11 protein-coding genes, 1 tRNA gene and 1 pseudogene are annotated in these 13,016 nt (G+C 70.2%); 6 read left to right on the top strand and 7 right to left on the bottom strand.

Annotated features, from left to right (window positions below; translation table 11 throughout):
- The first annotated feature begins 5 nt into the window (after window positions 1-5).
- The 3 genes from MKK65_RS17745 to MKK65_RS31395 all read left to right on the top strand — a co-directional run bounded on the left by MKK65_RS17745 (window position 6) and on the right by MKK65_RS31395 (window position 1,682).
- Window positions 6-1,049 (top strand): aldo/keto reductase, encoded by a 1,044-nt coding sequence (locus MKK65_RS17745; RefSeq protein WP_243959389.1) that lies wholly within the window; start codon window positions 6-8, stop codon window positions 1,047-1,049.
- 110 nt (window positions 1,050-1,159) lie between these two features.
- Window positions 1,160-1,399 carry an acetyltransferase gene (locus MKK65_RS17740; RefSeq protein ID WP_243959387.1) on the top strand — a complete coding sequence of 80 codons (240 nt, stop codon included), beginning with the start codon at window positions 1,160-1,162 and terminating at the stop codon, window positions 1,397-1,399.
- A 112-nt stretch (window positions 1,400-1,511) separates the two neighbouring features.
- The gene (locus tag MKK65_RS31395; RefSeq protein WP_243959385.1) at window positions 1,512-1,682 is read left to right on the top strand and encodes a type II toxin-antitoxin system RelE/ParE family toxin; all 171 of its coding nucleotides are present in this window, start codon (window positions 1,512-1,514) and stop codon (window positions 1,680-1,682) included.
- Window positions 1,683-1,758: 76 nt separating this feature from the next.
- Here MKK65_RS31395 and mtnA read toward each other — a convergent pair whose 3' ends face one another.
- Window positions 1,759-2,859 (bottom strand): S-methyl-5-thioribose-1-phosphate isomerase, encoded by a 1,101-nt coding sequence (gene mtnA / locus MKK65_RS17730; protein ID WP_243959383.1) that lies wholly within the window; start codon window positions 2,857-2,859, stop codon window positions 1,759-1,761.
- Window positions 2,860-3,018: 159 nt separating this feature from the next.
- Between mtnA and MKK65_RS17725 the strand changes: the two genes are divergently transcribed.
- On the top strand, window positions 3,019-5,682 hold the full coding sequence (locus MKK65_RS17725) for a DNA translocase FtsK (RefSeq protein WP_243959381.1): 2,664 nt from the start codon (window positions 3,019-3,021) through the stop codon (window positions 5,680-5,682).
- 313 nt (window positions 5,683-5,995) lie between these two features.
- Here the strand turns inward: MKK65_RS17725 and MKK65_RS17720 are convergent, their stop codons facing one another.
- Both MKK65_RS17720 and MKK65_RS17715 read right to left on the bottom strand, forming a co-directional pair.
- The gene (locus tag MKK65_RS17720; protein ID WP_243959379.1) at window positions 5,996-7,039 is read right to left on the bottom strand and encodes a MaoC family dehydratase; all 1,044 of its coding nucleotides are present in this window, start codon (window positions 7,037-7,039) and stop codon (window positions 5,996-5,998) included.
- 11 nt (window positions 7,040-7,050) lie between these two features.
- Entirely contained in the window at window positions 7,051-7,353 is a 303-nt protein-coding gene (locus MKK65_RS17715; protein ID WP_058190837.1) for a YggT family protein, read from the bottom strand.
- Window positions 7,354-7,476: 123 nt separating this feature from the next.
- Between MKK65_RS17715 and MKK65_RS17710 the strand changes: the two genes are divergently transcribed.
- Window positions 7,477-7,552: transfer RNA gene (locus tag MKK65_RS17710), tRNA-Ala, on the top strand.
- A gap of 339 nt (window positions 7,553-7,891) precedes the next feature.
- On the opposite strand, the pseudogene MKK65_RS17705 reads toward MKK65_RS17710, so the two are convergent.
- The 4 genes and pseudogenes from MKK65_RS17705 to kdgD all read right to left on the bottom strand — a co-directional run.
- A pseudogene (locus MKK65_RS17705) lies at window positions 7,892-8,065 on the bottom strand (NAD(P)-binding domain-containing protein); the annotation flags it as partial.
- Between the two features lie 105 nt (window positions 8,066-8,170).
- Window positions 8,171-9,520 carry a glucarate dehydratase gene (gene gudD, locus MKK65_RS17700; RefSeq protein WP_058190835.1) on the bottom strand — a complete coding sequence of 450 codons (1,350 nt, stop codon included), beginning with the start codon at window positions 9,518-9,520 and terminating at the stop codon, window positions 8,171-8,173.
- 114 nt (window positions 9,521-9,634) lie between these two features.
- Entirely contained in the window at window positions 9,635-10,990 is a 1,356-nt protein-coding gene (locus MKK65_RS17695; RefSeq protein ID WP_243959377.1) for an MFS transporter, read from the bottom strand.
- A gap of 98 nt (window positions 10,991-11,088) precedes the next feature.
- Window positions 11,089-12,003, bottom strand: coding sequence for a 5-dehydro-4-deoxyglucarate dehydratase (gene kdgD, locus MKK65_RS17690; protein WP_243959375.1), 915 nt, complete (start codon window positions 12,001-12,003; stop codon window positions 11,089-11,091).
- 107 nt (window positions 12,004-12,110) lie between these two features.
- On the opposite strand from kdgD, the gene MKK65_RS17685 reads away from it, so the two are divergent.
- The gene (locus tag MKK65_RS17685) at window positions 12,111-13,013 is read left to right on the top strand and encodes a LysR family transcriptional regulator (RefSeq protein ID WP_243959373.1); all 903 of its coding nucleotides are present in this window, start codon (window positions 12,111-12,113) and stop codon (window positions 13,011-13,013) included.
- Window positions 13,014-13,016: the final 3 nt, after the last annotated feature.

Here is a 13,016-nt window from a genome sequence, read left to right as displayed (position 1 = left end):
CGCACATGTATCAGAAGAAGCTCGGCAATACGGGGCTGTTCGTCTCGGAACTCTGCCTCGGCACGATGACCTTCGGCGGCGGCGGCGGGATGTGGCGCCAGATCGGTGCCCTCGATCAGGTGGAGGCCGGGCGTCTCGTCGGGCGGGCGATCGATGCCGGCATCAACTTCATCGACACGGCCGATGTCTACGCGGAGGGTCTCTCGGAGGAGATCACCGGGCAGGCCCTGCGCGACCTCAAGGTCTCGCGCGACAGCATCGTCGTGGCCACCAAGGGCTACGGACCGATGGGAGCGGGCGCCAATGCCCGCGGCGCCTCACGCCTGCACCTGATCGACGCCTGCAAGGCGAGCCTGAAGCGGCTGCAGCTCGACCATATCGACCTCTATCAGGTCCATGGCTTCGATCCGGCGACCCCGATCGAGGAGACGATGCGGGCCCTCGACATCCTCGTGCAGCACGGCCACGTGCGTTATGTCGGCGTCTCGAACTGGGCGGCGTGGCAGATCGTCAAAGCGCTCGGGATCAGCGAGCGGGCCGGGCTCGCCCGCTTCGAGACCCTGCAGGCCTACTATTCCATCGCGGGCCGCGACCTGGAGCGGGAGATCGTTCCGATGCTGCGCTCCGAGGCTCTCGGGTTGCTGGTCTGGAGCCCGCTCGCAGGCGGCCTGCTCAGCGGCAAGTATTCCGGCGGATCGGGAGAGGGCCGGCGCGCGAGCTTCGATTTCCCGCCGGTCGACGGCCCGCGCGCCGAAGCCTGTATCGCCGCCATGCGCCCGGTGGCGGAGAGCCGCGGTGTCTCGGTGGCCCAGGTGGCGCTTGCCTGGCTCCTGCACCGCAAGGCGGTGACCAGCGTCATCGTGGGCGCCAAGCGCCTCGATCAGCTCGAGGACAACATCGCCGCGACGAAGCTCCAGCTCACCGCCGAGGAGCTCGATACCCTCGACGCGGTGAGCGCCCTGCCGACCGAGTATCCGGGCTGGATGTTCGAGCGCCAGAGCGCCCGGGCTCAGCAGCTCGTCGAGTCCGGCCGGCCCGGCGCGCGATGAGGTTGCTCAGGCCGCCGTCCGACGCTCATCGTGCGCGTCGTACGGCAGCCCCAACCGCGTTCTGGCATCATTCTGGCCGATCCTGCTAAGGTGTGGTGGGAGATCGGCCCATGACGGATCTACTGGACAAAGCGGTGGCGGCCGTTCGTCGGATGTCCGCCGCCGAACAGGATACCATCGCCCAGGCCATGCTCAGCCTGGCGCAGATCGCTGAGCCCCTCGACGTCGAGCCGGAGCATAGGGCCGCCGTCACGGCCGGCCTGGAGCAGGCTGATCGCGGCGCGTTCGTAGAGGGTGAGGCGAACGAGATCATTGCGGCGGCCTTCGCACGGGTGCGCGATGCACCATGAGGCTACGCCTCACTCCGCAAGCCCAATCCGATGTGGAAGCGATCGCAGCCTATCTGGAGGCTCGCAATCCGCGCGGCGCACTGCAGTCGAGACAGCCATCCAGGCCGCGCTCGTGCTCATCGGCCGCTATCCCGAGATCGGCCCAATGGGGCGTCGCCGTGTCCGTCGTTTCGCCCTGCCCCGCTATCCGTATCTGATCTTCTACCGTCTGGACGCATCGGCGGATGCCATCGCGATCCTCGCGATCCGGCATGCATCCAGGAAGCCGGGCGGCCTGTCCTAGAGCACGACACGGCGGCAGCCCGCCCCCTGTGATGGTCAAGGTGAGGGGCTGAGCCCACGGGCCTTCCGGCCTCCCCTCACGCCGCCTTCCGGCGCTCCGGATACAGCCCGTACAGCCCCTCCTCGCTGGCCGCGCAGATGCCGCGCTCGGTGATGATCCCGGTCACCAGGCGGGCCGGGGTCACGTCGAAGGCCGGGTTGGCCACCGGGCTGCCCGGGGAGACCACCTCGATCGTGGCGAAGCCGCCGTCAGGGAGCCGGCCGGTCATGTGGGTGACCTCGCGGCCGTCCCGCTCCTCGATCGGGATCTCCTTGACGCCGTCGTGGAGCGTCCAGTCGATCGTCGAGAACGGCAGGGCCGCGTAGAACGGCACGCGGTTGTCGTGGGCGGCGAGCGCCTTCAGGTAGGTGCCGATCTTGTTGCAGACGTCTCCGCTCGCCGTGGTCCGGTCCGAGCCGACGATGCACAGGTCGACCCCGCCATGCTGCATCAGGTGGCCGCCGGCATTGTCGGCGATCACCGTGTGCGGCACGCCGTGGCCGTGGAGCTCGAAGGCGGTGAGCGCCGCGCCCTGGCTGCGCGGCCGGGTCTCGTCCACCAGAACGTGCACCGGCACGCCGCGCTCGTGGGCGGCGTAGATCGGCGCCAGGGCGGTGCCCCAATCCACGGTGGCGAGCCAGCCGGCGTTGCAATGGGTCAGCACCGTGACCGGCCGCCCGCCATGGGCCGCGTGCAGGTCGGCGATGATCTGGCCGCCATGGGCGCCGATGGAGCGGCAGCTCGCCACATCCTCCTCGGCGATGCGGCCGGCCTCCGCGAAGGCGCGCACGAAGCGCTCGGCCGGCTGGATCTGCCGCAGGTTGCCGGCGACCCGGTCGAGCGCCCAGCGCAGGTTGATCGCCGTCGGGCGGGTCGCGGCCAGCACCGCCACCGCCCGGTCGATCCCCTCCATCGAGGGATCGGCCCGCATCGCCAGCGCCAGCCCGTAGGCCGCGGTGACCCCGATCAGGGGGGCGCCGCGCACGATCATGGTGCGGATCGCCAGGGCGGCGTCGTCGAGGGTGGCGAGCCGCTTCAACTCGAATGCGAAGGGCAGGCGTGTCTGGTCGATCACCTGGACGCTGACGCCGTCCGGGTCCGGGAAGATGGTGCGATAGGGTGTGCCGTCGATATTCATGGCGGTTTCTGTGCCATAGCGGGGCGGTTTTTGCACCACCCTCGCCTGCTCCCGCGCGATCCCGGTGGGCGCCGGGTCAGGCTTCCTCAACCTTAGCAGGTCGTTAAGGCCGGCATGACTAGCCTCGGGCGAGAGTCCCCCGTTCGCGTCCGGTCCCGCATGCGCTCGCTTCGCCGTCCCGCGTCGCCCTACGACACCTACGTCGACAGCGTTCGCCCCTTCTTGGGCAAGCGCCTGACGGAGCTCGGAGGGCTCGTCCTGTTCACCGGTGCGGTCGCATTGACCGTGGCGCTCGCTACGTGGTCGATCGACGACCCGAGCCTGAACCACGCCACCGACCATCCGGCCCACAACGTGCTCGGCCAGCCGGGTGCCGTCGTGGCCGATCTCGCCATGCAGATCCTCGGGCTCGGCGCCCTCGCCTTCGTGCTGCCGCCCGTGCTCTGGGGCGTGCGGCTGATGCGCGAGCGCGACCTGCCGCAGGGCGGCATGCGCCTGGCGCTGTGGATCATCGGCTTCTGCGCCGCGAGTGCGGTGGCGAGCGCCCTGCCCCCCACCGCCCGCTGGCCGCTCCCGACCGGGCTCGGCGGCGTCGCCGGGGACGGCCTGCTGTCGATGGCCCGGGTGATCGTCGGGGCGGTCTCATCCGCGGCAGCCCATCTCGTCGGCTTCGTCTACGCCGCGGTGGCGATCCTCAGCCTGACCGGCGCCTGCCGGTTCGGGGCCGTCGAGGAGGATTCCTTCCACGACGAGCCCTATCCCGCCCGGCATCAACCCGCCCGCGGCCGCGCCTCCGGCCGCGACGAGCGCGAGGATGCGGACGAGCCGAGCCTCGGCCTCGTCGGCATCGGCGCCCTCGCCCAGGGCCTGATGCGGATGCGCGTCGCCCTGGCGCGGCGGGTCGACGCCTGGCGGACCGGCCGGGTCGAGCCGTTCGACAGCGCCTCGCCGGCCCTGGCGGCCCGGCGCGCCTTCACGGATGCCGACCTGCCCTGGGCCGAGCATCTGCCCGAGGCGCCGCAAGCGGGCGCCGAGCGGCGCGAGCCGGTGTTCGAGTCCCTCGACGAGCCGGTCGCGGCGCCCGCCCGCCGGGTTGCCCTGCCCCCGGAGGACGACGAGCCGGACGCGTTCGAGGCCCCGCCCCGGCCGGCGCCGGCGCGCGCCCCGGAGCCGACCGCCTCGCGTGTCGCCCCGCCGGCCGCCGCGCCGGTCCCGGCCCGCCGAGCGCCCGCGCCGCAGATGCGGCCGGAGGATTACGCCCTGCCGGCCCTCGACCTGCTGGCTGCGCCACGCGGCCCCTCGCCTGCGAGCCAGGTCTCGGCCGACGCCCTGGAGCAGAACGCGACCTTGCTCGAGGCGACGCTCGGCGATTTCGGCGTGCGCGGCGACATCCTGGCGGTGCGTCCCGGCCCGGTCGTGACCCTCTACGAGCTGGAGCCGGCGCCCGGCACCAAGTCCAGCCGCGTGATCGCGCTGGCCGACGACATCGCCCGCTCGATGTCGGCGGTCTCCGCCCGCGTCGCCGTGGTCCCCGGCCGCAACGCCATCGGCATCGAATTGCCGAACGCCAAGCGCGAGACGGTGTTTCTGCGCGAGCTCCTGGCCTCCACGGACTTCGCCGAGAGCAAGCACAAGCTCGCCTTGTGCCTGGGCAAGAACATCGGCGGCGAACCGATCATCGCCGACCTCGCCCGGATGCCGCACCTCTTGGTCGCCGGCACCACCGGCTCGGGCAAGTCGGTGGCGATCAACACCATGATCCTCAGCCTGCTCTACCGGCTCAAGCCGGAGGAGTGCCGGCTGATCATGGTCGATCCCAAGATGCTGGAGCTGTCGGTCTACGACGGCATCCCGCACCTGCTCTCCCCGGTCGTGACCGACCCGAAGAAGGCGGTGATCGCCCTCAAATGGGCGGTGCGCGAGATGGAGGAGCGCTACAAGAAGATGTCCAAGATCGCGGTGCGGAACATCGACGGCTACAACGCCCGCGTGGCGGAGGCCGCCGCCCGCGGCGAGGTTCTGACCCGGACCGTGCAGACCGGCTTCGACCGGCAGACCGGCGAGGCGATCTACGAGGACGAGGCCATGGACCTCGCCCCCCTCCCCTACATCGTGATCGTGGTCGACGAGATGGCCGACCTGATGATGGTGGCCGGCAAGGATATCGAGGGCGCGATCCAGCGCCTCGCCCAGATGGCGCGGGCAGCGGGCATCCACCTGATCATGGCGACGCAGCGCCCGTCGGTGGACGTGATCACCGGCACGATCAAGGCGAACTTCCCGACCCGGATCTCCTTCCAGGTCACCAGCAAGATCGACAGCCGCACGATCCTGGGCGAGATGGGCGCCGAGCAGTTGCTCGGTCAGGGCGACATGCTGTTCATGGCCGGCGGCGGCCGGACGACCCGGGTGCACGGGCCGTTCTGCTCGGACAGCGAGGTCGAGAGCGTGGTCGCCCACCTCAAGCGCCAGGGCCGGCCGAGCTACCTCGACGCCGTTACCGCCGACGACGAGGAGGGGGCCCCCGAGAAGGGCGCCCAAGGGAACGGCAAGGGCGGCAAGGCCGGCGCGGCCGAGTTGGAGCTCGACGGCGCCGTGTTCGACCAGGGCTCCTTCGGCGAGACCGGGGGCGACCTATACGACCAGGCCGTGCAGGTGGTTCTGCGCGACCAGAAGGCCTCGACCAGCTACATCCAGCGCCGCCTCCAGATCGGCTACAACCGCGCCGCCTCCCTGATGGAACGGATGGAGACCGAGGGCATCGTCGGCCCGGCCAACCACGCCGGCAAGCGCGAGATCCTGCTGGAGGATGCCGCCGGGTGAGGCGGGCGACACGGGTTTGAGGCGGGTTTGCGCGGCCCGGTCGCGGACGGGGGTGGGGGCGAAGCGGCCCCCGCCCGCGGGTCATGATCTTGGGTCGGGTATCCGGCCGTTCCCGTTCCAGCCGCCGGAGCGGGCGACGATCCAGGATAGCACCGCCTCTCCGCGTGTGCCGGGAACAGGGCCCCTCCCCCGACGCGTCGGAACGCCTGGAACCGGACTCGGCCGTAGACCGTGGGAACACGGAGGGCGCGCGTCCTGTTCGGACAGCGCGCCCTCCGAAGCCTCGGTCTGTCGGGAGCCTCGGCCTGAAAGTCTACTTCGGCACGAACGCCCAGTAATCCAGGTCGAGGATCACGGCCGGGTCGTAGCCCTCGCCCGCCCGGTCCGGGAAAGCACCGCAGGCCTGGTTCTTGGTGGCCACCGTGCGCAGGCGCAGGAGGCCGACATCGTCGCGGCCGACATCGGCGGCGGCCAGGACCTCACTCCAGGCATAGACCGTGTCGCCGGCAAAGAGCGGCGCCACGTGGCGGCCGGCATTGATGCCGGCCAGCGCGAAGGCGTTGCCCAATCCGTTGAAGCTGAGCGCCCGGGCCAGCGAGATCACGTGCCCGCCATAGATTAGCCGGCGGCCGAACCGTGTGTCCTTGGCGGCCAAGCCGTCGAAATGGACCTTGGCGGTGTTCTGGAACAGGCGCGTGGCGATCTGGTGCTCGGCCTCCTCGACGGTCATGCCGTCGACGTGGTCGATCTTTTCCCCGACCGCGTAGTCGGCGAACCGATGCGGGCTGCCGGCGAGATCCGAATCGTAGGCGGCCGCGGACAGCTTCGGCAGGGCGCCCGCGAGATCCTGCGGATCGACCACCTTGGCCAGCGTCGGGACGTGCTCCTCGGCGATGGCGGCCTCCGGGTCGCGCTTGCGCACCAGGACCCAGCGGCAATAGCTCAGCACGGTCTCGCCCGCCTCGTCGGAGCCCACCGAGCGCACATAGACCACGCCGGTCTGGCGGTTCGAGCTCTCCTTGAGGCCGATCACCTCGGAGACGGTCGACAGGGTCTCGCCCGGATAGACCGGCCGGCGGAACCCGCCCTCCGCGTAGCCGAGATTGGCCAGCGCGTTGAGGGAGACGTCCGGCACGGTCTTGCCGAACACCATGTGGAAGGTCAGCAGGTCGTCGAGGGGGCTTTTCGGATACCCGAAGGCCCGCGCGAAGGCGTCCGACGATTGCACGGCGAAGCGCGGGCCGTAGAGGCCGGTGTAGAGCGCCACGTCGCCCACCGTGACGGTGCGGGGCGTGGCGTGGCGGATGGTCTCGCCGAGGCGAAAATCCTCGAAGAACCGGCCTGGATTTGTCTTCACGATAGTCGATCCTACTGCACGTAAATCGCGGCCTGGGGCACGGCATATTCGTGCAGAAGGCGGCTGATGAACAGCAGCAGCAGGATCAGGATGATCGGCGAGATGTCGACGCCGCCGAGATTGGGCAGCAGGTTGCGGATCGGCCGCAGCACCGGCTCGGTGATCCGGTAGAGCACCTCACCGATCTGGGCGACGATCGGGTTGCGGACATTCACCACGTTGAACGCCACCAGCCAGCTCAGGACCGCGCTGGCGATGAGGACGTAAATGAAAAGCTGGACGACCGTGTCGAAGAGCCAGATCAGGGCGTTCATGCAGGTCCGCGCGTGTCCTCAGGGCGCCCACACGACGGCACCGGGATCGGCGCGTTGGCGGGCGGCGGTGAAACAGGAATTGACAGGTCGAGCCGCCCGCGCCTACAAGGCCGGCGCCTCGACGGGGCTGTAGCTCAGATGGGAGAGCGCCGCAATCGCACTGCGGAGGTCAGGGGTTCGATTCCCCTCAGCTCCACCAACTTTCCTACGTCAAGGAAAGTTGAGTGGCATGATGGACTTAGAGGCTGTGTGGGCCTTTTGTTTCAGGCCAGGTCGTCGAGGGCGTTGACGGCCCTGTGGCTTGAAACGCAGACGGGGCATCCGACCGCTACGCCGAGCCGATCGGCACGCTCGCAGTAGAAGCGGCTGCAGCGCCCGGGTCCGCCAAAAGATCCGCTCGACGATCCAGCAGCGCTCCAGCACGGCGTCCTTCGACCAGCTCAGGAAGAGGGCCTTTCTCTTTCCCGAGGACGCGGTAGGGCCGGCCGTGGACGTTGCACCCCCGCTCGCAGCGCTCGGCCGTGACGGCGCCTTCGCGGATGACCACGTCCGAGCGCTCCGCGACCTCCCTGGCGCTGGCGATGCCCCCGGCCGGCAGGGGGTGCTCCGGCACGCTGCGAGGGGTCTTGCGGTGCAGGCGATGCCCGCCCGCGACCGGGTGCCCCGCCATCGGTGCGCCCATGATGCCGAGGCCGATGAACCCGACATCCATTCCGGTCTTCGCGCGAATGCTCAGAGGCCGTTGCGGACGCGCACCGCGTCCGCAGGTCTTTCGGCACGACGGGGGTCGGTGCCGCGCGCGCGCGTCCCAGCGCGATCAGCGGACGAGGCAGGGCGTCTTCGGATCGAAGGTCCAGCCGGGGATCAGGAACTGCATCGCCGCCGCGTCGTCCCGGGCGCCGAGGCCGTGATCGCGGTAGAGGGCGTGCGCCCGCTCGACACCCGACCAGTCGAGCTCGATCCCGAGGCCCGGCCGCTCGGGCACCTGCACCAGGCCGCCGCGGATCGCGAGCGGCTCCCGGGTCAGGGCCTCGCCGTCCTGCCAGATCCAGTGGGTGTCGATCGCCGTGACATTCCCCGGGGCCGCCGCGGCCGCGTGGGTGAACATGGCCAGCGACACGTCGAAGTGGTTGTTCGAGTGCGAGCCCCAGGTCAGGCCGTGATCGCGGCAGAGCTGGGCGACCCGGACCGAGCCGGCCAGCGTCCAGAAATGCGGGTCGGCCAGCGGGATGTCGACGGCGCCGAGCTGGATGGCGTGATTCATCTGCCGCCAGTCGGTGGCGATCATGTTGGTGGCCGTGGGCAGGCCGGTGGCGCGCCGGAACTCGGCCATGATCTCGCGTCCGGAGAATCCGCCTTCGGCCCCGCAGGGATCCTCCGCGTAGGCCAGCACGTGGCCCTGGCCCTTGCAGAGCCGGATCGCCTCGTCGAGGGACCAGGCGCCGTTCGGATCGAGGGTCACGCGGGCCTTCGGGAAGCGCTCGTGGATGGCGGTCACGGCGGCGATCTCGTCCTCGCCCCGCAGCACGCCGCCCTTCAGCTTGAAGTCGTTGAAGCCGTATTGCGCATAGGCCGCCTCCGCGAGCCGGGCCACGGCCTCCGGGGTCAGCGCCTCCGCGTCGCGCAGGCGGAACCAGCCGTCGCGGGCCTCCGGTGCCCGGTAGGCGAGATCGGTGCGCGTGCGGTCGCCCACGTAGAACAGGTAGCCCAGCATCTCGACGGCGTCGCGCTGCTGCCCCTCGCCGAGGAGGGCGGCCACCGGCACCCCGAGGAACTGGCCGAGCAGGTCGAGGAACGCGGCCTCGACGGCCGTGACCGCGTGGATGGTGATGCGCAGGTCGAAGGTCTGCAGGCCGCGCCCGCCCGCGTCGCGATCGGCGAAGCGCGTCCGCATGGCGTTGAGGACCGCGTTCCAGGCCCCGAGCGGCCGGCCGATCACGAGGTCCCGGGCATCCTCCAGCGTCCTGCGGATGGCCTCGCCGCCGGGGACCTCACCGAGGCCTGTGGCGCCGGTCGAATCGGTGAGGATCACGAGGTTGCGGGTGAAGAACGGGCCGTGCGCGCCCGAGAGGTTGAGGAGCATGCTGTCGTGGCCGGCGACCGGCACGACCCTCATCTCCGTCACCGTCGGCGTGTTGCGCGCGGCGTGGCCCTGGTCGTTCAGCATGGCGTTCCTCCTCACTGCATCGGGTGATTGAGCCGCGCGGCCGGTCTCCGCCGAATGCGCGCGGCCCTGTCGGACCGGGACCGGGCCGTCCTGGGATCGGTCCGGTCTCGACGGTCAGCGCGCCTTGAGCTCGACGCGGCGGATCTCGCCGACAACCACAAGGTAGCAGAAGCAGGCCAGCAGGGCGTTCAGGCCGACGAAGACCAGGGCGCCGTTGAAGGATCCCGTGCTTTGCACGATGTAGCCGATCGCGATGGGCGTGGTGATGCCGGCGGTGTTGCCGAAGGTGTTGAACAGGCCGCCCGAGAGACCGCCGCTCTCCCGCGGCGAGGTGTCGGCGACGACGGCCCAGCCGAGTGCCCCGATGCCCTTTCCGAAGAAGGCCAGCGCCATCAGCCCGACGACGACCGCATCCGTCTGGACGTAGTTGCAGCCGATGATGCTCATCGAGAGCAGCATGCCGCCCACGATCGGGATCTTCCGGGCCGCGGTCAGCGAGTAGCCGCGCCGCAGGAGCAGGTCGGAGATCACCCCGCCGAGGATCCCGCCGATGAAGCCGCAGAGCGCCGGCAGCACCGCCGCGAAGCCGGCCTGCAGGATCGACAGGCCGCGCTCCTTGACGAGGTAGACCGGGAACCAGGTCAGGAAGAAGTAGGTCAGCACGGTGATGCAGTACTGGCCGACATAGATGCCGAGCAGCATCCGGTTGGCGAGGAGCTCGCGCAGCGTCTTGCCGGCATGGCCCGGTTTCTTCGTGCCCTGCCCGTCCATGTCGAGCAGCGCGCCGCCGGCCTCGATGTAGTCCCGCTCCGCCCGATTCATGGACGGGTGGTTCTTCGGGCTGTCGACCACGCGCAGCCACAGGACCGCGAAGGCGATGCCGAGCAGGCCCATGCTGGTGAAGACATGGTGCCAGCCGAAATTGTGGACGATCCAGGCCATCAGCGGCGTGAACAGCACCGTCGCGAAGTACTGGGCCGAATTGAAGAACGCCGAGGCCATGCCGCGTTCGCGGGTGGGGAACCACGCCGCCACGATCCGGGCGTTGGCCGGGAAGACCGGGGCCTCGGTGAGGCCGACCGCCAGGCGCAGGGCGAACAGCATGACGACGGCGGTGAGGCCGGTGAAGAAGCCCACCGCCCCCTGGGCCAGGGTGAAGGCGGACCAGAGGGCCACCGCCGCCGCGTAGACCCATTTGACGCTGTAGCGGTCGAGGAGCCAGCCCCCGGGGATCTGGGCGAGGACGTAGGACCACGCGAAGGCCGAGAAGACGTAGCCCATCTGCACGGGCGTCAGGCCGAGCTCCTTGGCCATGTCGGGCCCGGCGATCGAGATGGTGGCGCGGTCGGCGTAATTGATCGTGGTGGCGGCAAACAGCATCGCCACGATGAGCAGGCGGACGCGGGTACGGCGCGCCGCATCGGCAGCGTCGAGCAGGGTGCTCGCCGTGCCGCTGGTCAGGGCACTCATGGACGTTCTCCCGGGATGGATGCCGCCCGATTGCGCCCGGGCGGCGGGTCGGGCCGCCGTTGGTTCGGCAGCTCCGGTCTTGGCGAGGGTGGAGAGTCTCAGCGGCGATCGCCGATCAGCGCCTTCAGCTCGGCGTGTTCGGCGGCGTCGAGTTCGGTGAGCGGCGGCCGGACGGGACCGGCGTGGCGGCCGACCGCGGTCATGCCCGCCTTGACGATCGAGACGGCATAGCCGCGCTTGCGGTTGCGGATCGCGATGTAGGGCAGGACGAAGTCGCGCAATTCCCGGTAGACCGCATCGCGGTCGCGCCGGCGCACCGCCTCGTAGAAGGCCAGCGCCCATTCGGGCAGGAAGTTGAAGATCGCCGAGGAGTAGGTGGTGACGCCCATCTCCAGATACGGCAGCGCGAAGGTCTCGGCGGTCGGCAGGCCGCCGATATAGGTGAGGCGGTCCCCCAGGCCGGCATAGATCCGCGTCATCAGCTCGACGTCGCCGACGCCGTCCTTGAACCCGACGAGGTTCGGGCAGCGGTCGCACAGGCCCGCCAGGGTGTGCTCGTTGAGCTGGGCGTTGGCCCGGTTGTAGACGATGACCCCGAGGCTGGTGGCCCGGCAGACCGCCTCGACATGGGCAGCGAGGCCCGCCTGCTCGGAGCCGACGAGATAGGGCGGCAGCAGCAGGAGGCCGTCCGCGCCGGCCGCCTCGGCCGCCTCGGCGAGCTCGACCGCGAGGGCGGTACCCTGGCCCGCCGGAGCGATGACGGGGACGCGGCCGCGGGTCTCCGCGACGGCCGCGCGCAGGACGCGATCGATCTCGGCGGGCGTCAGCGAGAAGAACTCGCCGGTGCCGCCGGCCGCGAACAGGCCCGACACCTTGTAGTCGGCCAAGCGGCTCAGATTGTCCCGGTAGGCGGTCTCGTCGAAGCCGAGATCGTCGCGGAAATGGGTGACCGGGAAGGAGAGCAGGCCGGAGCCCAGCGCACGGGCCATCTCGGCCGGGGTCATCCTCGCCATCCGCGTCCCTCCCTGATGCAAGCCATTGGGCGTTGCATCCGGGGTAGGTCAGCGCTTTAAATGCGTCCAACGCTCATTCTAGCTGGATTATCCCGGATCCTGCATCAATGTTCGATCTCGGCCACGCACGCAGCTTCATTGCCGTCGCCGAGGAGATGCATTTCGGCCGGGCTGCGGCGAAGCTCAACCTGACCCAGTCGCCGCTGTCGCGGCAGATCCAGATGCTGGAGCAGACGCTCGGCGTGACGCTGCTCGACCGCACCACCCGGGCGGTCCGGCTGACTCCGGCCGGACGCACGTTCCTGGCGGAAGCCTATCGGGTCCTGGCTGCGGCCGAGAGCGCCGCGCGCATCACGCGACGCGCGGCCCGGGGCGAAAGCGGCGTGATCCGTCTCAGCTTCACGGCGGCCTCGGCCTATCGCACGCTGCCCCGTGTCGTGGCCCATGTGCGCGCGAGGCTGCCCGAGGTCGATCTCGTGCTGGCGGAGATGGTCTCCGACGAGCAGATCCTGGCGCTCGAAGAGAACCGGACCGATCTCGCGATCCTGCGGCCGGCCCCGATCCTTCAGGATCCCAAATCGTCGATCGCGACGGCACCGCTGGTGAGCGAGCGGCTCCTGCTCGCGGTGCCCCGCGGCCACCGCCTGGCGACGGGCCGCGTCCCGACGCTGCAGGATCTCGACGGCGAGGCGTTCGTGACCTGGTCGCCCAAGGGCGGCCGGTACTTCATCGATCTGCTCGACACGCTGTTCGAGACCGGTGGGGTGGCGCCGCGGATCGTGCAGCGGGTGAACCAGGTCCACGCCATGCTGGCCCTCGTCGGGGCCGGCCTCGGGATCGCGCTGGTGCCGGCGAGCACCCGCGGGAACAGCATGGCGGATATCCGGTTGCGGCCGATCTCGCTCCCCGCAACCGCTCGGCCGGAGCTGTTGCTGGCGTGGCGCCGCGACAACGCCAATCCCTGTCTCGTGTCGGTCAGGACGATAGCCCTCGAGCGGGTCGAGAGCTGACGG

Origin of the sequence: Methylobacterium sp. J-001 (genome assembly GCF_022829565.1) — a bacterium.
Classification (GTDB): Bacteria; Pseudomonadota; Alphaproteobacteria; order Rhizobiales; family Beijerinckiaceae; genus Methylobacterium.
Note: the sequence above shows the minus strand (reverse complement) of the source record. Positions and strands in the feature narration are given on the sequence as shown.

Coding starts and splice junctions, on each gene's coding strand:
- MKK65_RS17745 (WP_243959389.1), top strand. CDS start 6: ATGTATCAGAAGAAGCTCGGCAATACGGGGCTGTTCGTCTCGGAACTC.
- MKK65_RS17740 (WP_243959387.1), top strand. CDS start 1,160: ATGACGGATCTACTGGACAAAGCGGTGGCGGCCGTTCGTCGGATGTCC.
- mtnA (WP_243959383.1), bottom strand. CDS start 2,859: ATGAATATCGACGGCACACCCTATCGCACCATCTTCCCGGACCCGGAC.
- MKK65_RS17725 (WP_243959381.1), top strand. CDS start 3,019: ATGCGCTCGCTTCGCCGTCCCGCGTCGCCCTACGACACCTACGTCGAC.
- MKK65_RS17715 (WP_058190837.1), bottom strand. CDS start 7,353: ATGAACGCCCTGATCTGGCTCTTCGACACGGTCGTCCAGCTTTTCATT.
- gudD (WP_058190835.1), bottom strand. CDS start 9,520: ATGCTGAACGACCAGGGCCACGCCGCGCGCAACACGCCGACGGTGACG.
- MKK65_RS17695 (WP_243959377.1), bottom strand. CDS start 10,990: ATGAGTGCCCTGACCAGCGGCACGGCGAGCACCCTGCTCGACGCTGCC.
- kdgD (WP_243959375.1), bottom strand. CDS start 12,003: ATGGCGAGGATGACCCCGGCCGAGATGGCCCGTGCGCTGGGCTCCGGC.
- MKK65_RS17685 (WP_243959373.1), top strand. CDS start 12,111: ATGTTCGATCTCGGCCACGCACGCAGCTTCATTGCCGTCGCCGAGGAG.